Annotated in this window: 5 protein-coding genes and 1 pseudogene; 2 read left to right on the forward strand and 4 right to left on the reverse strand. The window is 65.1% G+C overall.

Going from position 1 to position 6,350, the window contains the following annotated elements; translation table 11 throughout:
* Positions 1-243: tetratricopeptide repeat protein (locus ON38_RS25795; protein ID WP_039827612.1), on the forward strand; the 243-nt coding region annotated here is incomplete at its 5' end.
* Between the two features lie 146 nt (positions 244-389).
* Here ON38_RS25795 and ON38_RS25800 read toward each other — a convergent pair.
* From ON38_RS25800 to ON38_RS25815, 4 genes are all read right to left on the reverse strand, one after another.
* A complete protein-coding gene (locus ON38_RS25800; RefSeq protein WP_039827613.1) occupies positions 390-1,631 on the reverse strand; it encodes an amidohydrolase in 1,242 nt (413 codons plus the stop codon).
* Between the two features lie 319 nt (positions 1,632-1,950).
* Positions 1,951-2,586, reverse strand: coding sequence for a recombinase family protein (locus ON38_RS25805; protein WP_039827614.1), 636 nt, complete (start codon positions 2,584-2,586; stop codon positions 1,951-1,953).
* Positions 2,587-2,786: 200 nt separating this feature from the next.
* Positions 2,787-4,937 (reverse strand): ATP-binding protein, encoded by a 2,151-nt coding sequence (locus ON38_RS25810; protein WP_169333297.1) that lies wholly within the window; start codon positions 4,935-4,937, stop codon positions 2,787-2,789.
* A 210-nt stretch (positions 4,938-5,147) separates the two neighbouring features.
* The gene (locus ON38_RS25815) at positions 5,148-5,615 is read right to left on the reverse strand and encodes a Het-E N-terminal domain-containing protein (protein ID WP_039827616.1); all 468 of its coding nucleotides are present in this window, start codon (positions 5,613-5,615) and stop codon (positions 5,148-5,150) included.
* A 542-nt stretch (positions 5,616-6,157) separates the two neighbouring features.
* On the opposite strand from ON38_RS25815, the pseudogene ON38_RS37160 reads away from it, so the two are divergent.
* Positions 6,158-6,350, forward strand: a pseudogene (locus tag ON38_RS37160) (alpha/beta hydrolase); the annotation flags it as partial.

Raw genomic sequence — 6,350 nt, forward strand, 5'->3', positions numbered from 1 at the left:
GGGGAGGCGATCCCGCTGCTGGAGCGAACTCTCGCCGACTGCGAGCAGGCCCTGGGGCCCGACGACCCGAACACCCTGTCCTCCCGCAACAACCTCGCCGGCGCCTACAAGCTGGCGGGCCGGACCGCCGAGGCGATCCCGCTATTGGAGCAGACTCTCGCCGATTGCAAGCGGATCCTGGGTGAGGAGCACCCGAACACTCGTATGGTCCGTAGGAATCTCTCTGCAGTGCTGGAACTATGAGTGTCGGGTTGGAGTAGACCCATATCCGTTGTTTTTTCGGCGGTTACTACCGGAACCCGCGGTATCGCGGCGCATCCAGCCGACTGGCATATGTGGCAGCGAGTGTGGACCACCGATCGGTCGCGGTGACCGGCTCGGCGCGGCTCTCAGGCCGTGGCGAGCCAGGTACGTGCGGCGGTGACCAGCGCGGTCACTCCGAGCGGGAGGGTCGGTTCGATCGCCGGGGCGTAGTGCGGCGAATGATTGGACGGCACTCGCAGCAGGGCGGGATCGTCCAGGTCGCCGGTGGTGAAGAGGGACGGATCGCTACCGCCGAGCAGCCAGTAGGCCAGCGGCGCCCCCGCGCTCGTCGCCAGAATGCCCACATCCTCGCTTCCGGCGCCCGCGCCCGGATCGAGTACGTGGTCCTCGCCGAGCCGGGCGGCGAACGCGTCGAGTGTTCTGCGCAGGGCCGCGGGATCGTTGGATACCACCGGGAACCGTTCTGTCTCGGTGATCTCGGGTTCCTGCGGCGCGCCCGCGGTCGCGGCCATACCCCGGACGATACGGGTGACACCGTCCAGGATCGTCCGCCGGACTTGTTCGTCGTAGCTGCGGATATTGAGCTGGAGTTCGGCCTCACCCGGGATGACATTGGCCGCGTCGCCGGTATGCAGCGACCCGATGGTGAGCACGGCTGTGGCGGTACTCGGGATCTCCCGGGAGATGACGGTCTGTAGCCGCAGCACGGTTTCCGCGGCCATCACGACCGGGTCGATCGACGATTGCGGCATCGACCCGTGGGCACCGCGTCCGATCAGACGTACCCGCAGCGAATCGGAGGCGGCGTAGGCGGGACCGGGATGCGCCGCGACGGTTCCGGCCGGCAGCGGGGACACATGCTGGCCCAGCACGATATCCGGGCGTGGGAAACGGTCGAAGAGGCCGTCTTCCACCATGGCCTGCGCCCCCGCACCGAGTTCTTCGGCCGGCTGGAACACCACGACCAGTGTTCCCCGCCAGCTGCCGGCATCGGCGGCCAGCGCGTCGACGGCACCGAGCAGGCAGGTGATATGGAGATCGTGACCGCAGGCGTGGGCCACCGGGACGACCTTGCCGTCCGATGTCGCCGTTGCCGTGCTCGCGTAATCTAGGCCGGTTTCCTCGGCCACCGGCAGCGCGTCCATATCGGCGCGCAGGAGAACGGACGGCCCGGGCCCGTTGGCGAGGACGCCCACCACTCCCGTCCGGCCGACCCCGGTCGTCACCCGCAGGCCCCGCCGGTTCAGCCGATCGGCGATGATGCCCGCGGTCCGGTGTTCTTGGAAGCCGAGTTCCGGATGCCGGTGCAGATCCTGATACAAGCGGGTCAGCGTGGGATCGACCGGGACGTTCTCATATGCACGCATAACTTCTCCCTCTGCATTCTCATGGGGCCGCGAAGGCCGGGATGTTGGGGAGTGCGATGCCGGTCGCGGGACCGGCGGGGTGGGCGGAGACCGCTGGTTCCGCCAGTTGTCCAGGGCATTCGGTCTGTTGCTGCCGTGCCGGTGGCCGGATTGGCCGCCACCGTGTGCTGTCCATCCTGGCACGCCTGCCCGGCCTGCGCGGTGGCCTGCCGCCGATCGAAACCCCGTCGGCCCGCCCGCTGCAGCCGGGAGAACTACCAGGCAGCGATAACTATTCGGTCCCCAGGGGCCGGCATGACGACAAGCTCGGCGCGGCCGTTCAGCCTTTCGCGGTCAGCTCTGGGATGTATTTGTACAGCGTGGTCCGCGAGACCCCCAGCAGCCGCGCGATCGAGGACACCGACTCATCCGGCCGGGTCAGCAGCGTGCGAGCCTGGCGGATCTGCTCCTCGCTCATCGCCGGCGGCCGGCCGAGCCGCTGCCCACGGGCCCGGGCCGCGGCGAGACCTTCGTGGGTACCGTCGACGATGAGCTCGCGGATGAACTCGGCCAGCGCAGCGAAGACATGAAACACCAGGCGCCCGCCGGGGGTCGTCGTGTCGAGCGCTTCGTGCAGCGACCGGAACCCGATCCCGCGGCGGCGCAGGTCGGCCACGATCGAGATCAGGTCCTGCAGGCTACGGCCGAGCCTGTCGAGGGAGGCGACGACGAGAGTGTCGCCGCCGCGCATGTAGTCCAAGCACTTCGCGAGCTGCTCGCGCTCGATGTTCTTTCCGGACTTCTTATCGGCGAACACCTTCGTGCAGCCGGCAGCCTTCAGCGCCCGGGTCTGGCGGTCCAGGTTCTGGTCCCGGGTGGAGACGCGGGCGTACCCGATCAGCGCTCCTCCCCCGCCGATCGGATCCAGGGCATCGCCGTCGAGCGAGAGTGGTTCGAGCGCATCGGTGTCCGTCACCTCTGAATCGTACATAAAAGGGCGCTGCGGAGTTTTTGAACGGGAAGACTTTACGACACGTTTATTGAACAGTCGTCGGTTTTGGCCGACCTGGGCGTTTCCGTGCCGGAGCCGGTTTCGGCCCGAGTGTTCAATAAACGATCAATTGATGAACACATATGAGCTGCTTCGAGTGCAGACTCTGACCGACTTTGGAGACCTCAATGCTCGCGGAGAGGGAGTGAGCACTCGATCTCCGATAAGTATTCCGCCGCAGGCTCGGCTTCAGGGGAAGCCAGCTGTCGATATAACTGCACGGCCTGCCGTAGCTGGGTTGCGGCAGCGGCTGTGTTGCCCAGCGCAGCCTCAGAGCGAGCTGCGCCTTCCAGCGCATGTGCTTGCTCTTGCTGGCTGAGCACCAACTGTGCGAGGGGAAGCGCCTCGGCGAACGTCGCTAGAGCGGCTTGCGGATCACCGAGCTCCAGTAGCAACGTTCCGAGGTGGTTGAGAGCTTCGGTCTCCAGACGCCGGTTGCCGATCTCGCGGGTCGATGCCAGCGCTCTCTCATGCAGGTTGCGAGACCTGACATAGTCACCCGATAGTCGATGCATCGTACCGAGCCGGATAAGTACGTAGATCTCGCCGCTGCGGTATCCCATTTGGCTGTGAAGGTCCAGAGCTTGCTCATGGAGGTCAATTGCCGCCGCATGGTCTCCGGTCAGATGCCGTACGGTGCCGAGTTCTGTAAGCGCTTCGGCTTCGCCGATTTGATAGCCGAGCCCGCGGAAGAGTGCGAGCGCCCGCTGCAGCAGCTCGGCCGCTTCTTCATAGTCGCCCGTGTGTCTATGGAGATCACCGAGGTTGTTGAGGGTAAAAGCTTCTCCGCGCTGGCTACCGATCTCTCGGTATAAAGACACCGCTTGCTGCAGCAAATCGAGCGCCGCGGCGGAATTCCCTGTTAGACGGCTCATGTAGCCGAGGGCGAATAGGCCGTTGGCCTCCCCGGTCCGATGACCGAGTTCGCGGTACAGGTCGAGTGCCTGCTGGTGGAGGTCGACGGCCTCGGTGTATTCGCCATCGACCTCGAGCGTATCGCCGAGATTGGCGAGAGCGTTGGCCTCGCCAAGACGGTCGCCAATACGGCGGGCAGTGTGGAGAGCGCGGCGATGAAGGTGCTCGGCCTGCCGCAGGGGTCCATCGCGCTCAAGCAGGCTGGCGAGGATCTCGGTAAGTCTGATCGAACGTTGCGGCTGGTACTCCAAGGCGGAATCAATGCAGGCGAGAAGGTTGTCGCGCTCGGTACGAAGCCACTTCAGTGCTTGAACCTCGTTCTCATGCTTACGTGCCTGACTTTCTCTAGGCAAGGACTCGTTGGTTGGTTGGGTGCGGCGAGCCAGATACAGGTCAGCGGCAGCGGCCGCAACCTGGTAGTAGTCGAACAGGCGAAGCAGTGCCTCGGTGTTGTCCTCGACCGAACCTGCATCAGCTCGCGCCCGGGCGTAAGCGCGCAGCAAGTCATGCAACCGGTAGCGCCCTGGGCGCGTTTCCTCAATGAAGTGATCCGTGTAGAGGGCGACCAACTGCTTGCGCGCCGCCCCCGGGGCGACCCCAGCCAATGCTGCTGCGGCATGAGCGTCAAAGTCGGAACCGGGATGAAGGCCCAGGCAACGAAACATGTGCCGTTGCTCCGGGGGCAAGTCTTGGTAGGACATGGCGAACGCCGCTTGGACAGACCGCGGGCCCGCTTCGAGTTCGTCGAGGCGGTCATGGGCGGCAGAGAAATCACAGGCCAGCTCGGCGATGCTCCAGGACCGATGGTGCGCCAGCCGACCGGCGAGCAGCACGATCGCCAAAGGCAAGTAGCCGCACAGCCGAACGATCTCCCGCACTGCGTCTCGCTCGCTTTTTGTGGCTGGGGGGCGACGAGCGAGCACGACGAACAGTTCGGCAGCTGCTTCAGGTTCGAGAGTGTCCAGCGGGAGGTCGACCGCGCCGTCGAAGGCGGTCAGGTGTCGTCGGCTGGTAATCAAGGTCAGGCACTCCCCAGTCGCGGGTAACAACGGCTCAACATGCGCATGATCGCGGGCATCATCGAGTACCAACAGCATTCTTTTGCCGGCGGTGCGGTCTCGCCACAGATCTCGTCTGCCCTCAAGGGTTTCGGGCAGAAGGCTGGGGTCGACGCCGACATCGATGAGTAGCCTGGCCAGGGCTTCAACCGGCTCGGCAGGTGTCTGTCCCGGTGTATGAGCGTGGAGCTCGACGAAATACTGCCCATCAGGGAACTCGGGCGCCAACTGGTGCGCAGCCCGCACCGCCAGCGCTGTTTTTCCGATACCAGCCATACCGTCGATGGTGTAGATGGAGACCACACGTCCGTGAGCCGACGAAGACACGATGTGCTCCAGCTCAGCGCCGCGGCCCATAAGCGCACTGACGTCGCGCGGCAGAGTTCCGGCCGCGGTGGGACGTGGTGGCGGTGGTTGGACCACGGAATAATGGACCGACACGTCCCCATCCAACGTTCGCCTCAGTCAGAGCAACCGCAGGTGAACTGGACTGCGCAGCAGAGACCGGACCGTCTACTGCTGCGCGATGGGAGGGTGAGGCGGCTGTCCATTTCCCGCCCTGACCCCGCTGATTGTGAACGAGCCATCCACCGACATGTTCTCGGCACGCACGCCGGCGCCAGCCGAGGAGATATCACTGATCGTCAGCTCACCCGCCCGCACCTGGCGCAACTGGACGCCAACCGATTCGGCGGCATACGGCGCATGCCGATGCACCGCCAAAAGAACCTGCTCGGCCGCGGTCAACAACTCCTCGTCATCTCCGGCGCCCACCGACTCCAGTTCTTCGGCCAGCACGGAGCGGCGAGCGGTGGACTCCGGCTGCCGCTCGACTACCTCGATCTCCACCGACCCGTACCGGGCAGCGATCAGCCGCTTCACCGCCTGGTAAGCGTCGGTAATGGCCTGCTCGGCCGCCCCCGTCACCCCTGCGGCCGCGCCAGCCGCCACAGCGGCCACGATCATCGTCACCGGCTCCATCCCCACAATCCTCCCCGCACCAGAACTGATCAGGATCTGTCCGCAATCTCCGAGCCACGGCGAACCCAGTACACCGCAGCCTATCTCGACCATCGCATAGCCGCGGCTGAATCTGTTCGGGCACGGAGTCTTCCGACACAGGGACGTCCATAGAGCGATCCGACACTCGGTGCGACACCCCTCTCCCGCCGCTGTTCATGAATAGGCTGTTTATGGACGATTGCCCAGCTGAAAGAATCGATGAACAGCGATTATTCTGGCAAAAGTGTCCATGAATACATCAATTGATGAACAGTGGCCGGACGCGTGGAGTCAACCGTGTCGAGGGCGCTGACACCCTGGCCTTGGCGCGCCGGCCGGGCTGCCCTCCGGTAGCCGCCACCGCATCATCGACACCGCTGGCGTCACTTGGATTACCACTAACGCAGACCCGTGGCCCCGCCGCCTTCTTGACTGTCGTCCAAGAAGCCTTTAGCGTAACCGCGACCTGCTTCTTGGACGACGTCCAAGAAGAGCGGTGGTGAAGCGGGAGGACGCGAGTCATGGAAATCAGTGGGCCTGCCGATCGACGCGAGACGGTAGCGGTGCGGCGGCGTGAGGTCTCGTTTCGCTCTGGCCAGGACGAGTGCGCGGCATGGTTGTACACCGCACCCGAGCTGAACGGCCCGCGCCCGATGGTGATCATGGGGCACGGGCTCGGGGCGGTGCGGGAGATGCGCCTGGATGCCTACGCGC

The sequence above is a fragment of the Nocardia testacea NBRC 100365 genome, from assembly GCF_000308775.1.
GTDB classification, from domain to species: Bacteria; Actinomycetota; Actinomycetes; order Mycobacteriales; family Mycobacteriaceae; genus Nocardia; species Nocardia testacea.

Coding starts and splice junctions, on each gene's coding strand:
- ON38_RS25800 (WP_039827613.1), bottom strand. CDS start 1,631: ATGCGTGCATATGAGAACGTCCCGGTCGATCCCACGCTGACCCGCTTG.
- ON38_RS25815 (WP_039827616.1), bottom strand. CDS start 5,615: ATGGAGCCGGTGACGATGATCGTGGCCGCTGTGGCGGCTGGCGCGGCC.